At 69.4% G+C, this 1,258-nt stretch carries 1 protein-coding gene; it reads left to right on the top strand.

Going from position 1 to position 1,258, the window contains the following annotated elements:
• The first annotated feature begins 96 nt into the window (after positions 1-96).
• Positions 97-1,215: a phosphoserine transaminase gene (serC, locus tag STRTUCAR8_RS43720; RefSeq protein ID WP_006382893.1), complete on the top strand. Its 1,119-nt coding sequence runs from the start codon at positions 97-99 to the stop codon at positions 1,213-1,215.
• Positions 1,216-1,258: the final 43 nt, after the last annotated feature.

Raw genomic sequence — 1,258 nt, 5'->3', positions numbered from 1 at the left:
AACCCCCCACCCCCAACCCCCGCCCAACCCGCGGAGCGCGTCTCACCGGACGGACCACGTTTCCTCCACGTTTCCCAGAACGGCTACGCTCCCCCCGTGGCTGAGATCCAGATTCCCGCTGACATCAAGCCCGCCGACGGACGTTTCGGCGCGGGCCCCTCCAAGGTGCGGACGGAAGCGCTGGACGCGCTGGCCGCCACCGGTAGCTCCCTCCTCGGTACCTCCCACCGCCAGGCCCCGGTCAAGAACCTGGTCGGCAAGGTACGCGAGGGCATCTCCGCGTTGTTCCAGCTCCCCGACGGCTACGAGGTCGTCCTCGGCAACGGCGGCTCGACCGCGTTCTGGGACGTCGCGACGCACGGCCTGATCGAGAACAAGTCGCAGCACCTCACCTTCGGTGAGTTCAGCTCGAAGTTCGCGAAGGCCGCCAAGCTCGCCCCGTGGCTCGCCGACCCGACCGTCATCTCCTCGGACCCGGGCACCCACCCGGACCCGCGGGCCGAGGCGGGCGTCGACGTCTACGCCTACACGCACAACGAGACGTCCACCGGTGTCGCCGCCCCCATCAAGCGCGTAGCGGGTGCCGACGACGGCTCCCTCGTCCTCGTGGACGCCACGTCCGGCGCCGGCGGTCTGCCCGTGGACATCGCCGAGACCGACGTCTACTACTTCGCCCCGCAGAAGTCCTTCGCGGCGGACGGCGGCCTCTGGCTGGCCGCGTTCTCCCCGGCCGCGATCGAGCGCGCGGAGCGCGTCCACGCGTCCGGCCGCCACATCCCGGAGTTCTTCTCGCTCCCCACGGCGATCGACAACTCGCGCAAGAACCAGACGTACAACACCCCGGCCCTCGCCACCCTGTTCCTCCTCAACGAGCAGCTGGAGTGGATCAACGGCCAGGGCGGCCTGGACTGGGCGGTCCGCCGCACCGCCACCTCGGCCCGCAACCTGTACGGCTGGGCCGAGGACGTCAAGTACGCGAACCCGTTCGTCACCGACCCGGCGAAGCGCTCGCAGGTCATCGGCACGATCGACTTCGCGGACGAGATCGACGCCGCCGCCGTCGCCAAGGTCCTGCGCGCCAACGGCATCGTCGACACCGAGCCCTACCGCAAGCTCGGCCGCAACCAGCTCCGCGTGGCGATGTTCCCGGCGATCGACCCGGCGGACGTCGAGGCACTGACGAAGTGCGTCGACTACGTGATCGAGAAGCTCTGACCCAGAAGTGCTGTTCCAGTAGTTCTGCCTTCTCCCGTACGAC

Origin of the sequence: Streptomyces turgidiscabies Car8 (assembly GCF_000331005.1) — a bacterium.
GTDB lineage: Bacteria > Actinomycetota > Actinomycetes > Streptomycetales > Streptomycetaceae > Streptomyces > Streptomyces turgidiscabies.
Note: the sequence above shows the minus strand (reverse complement) of the source record. Positions and strands in the feature narration are given on the sequence as shown.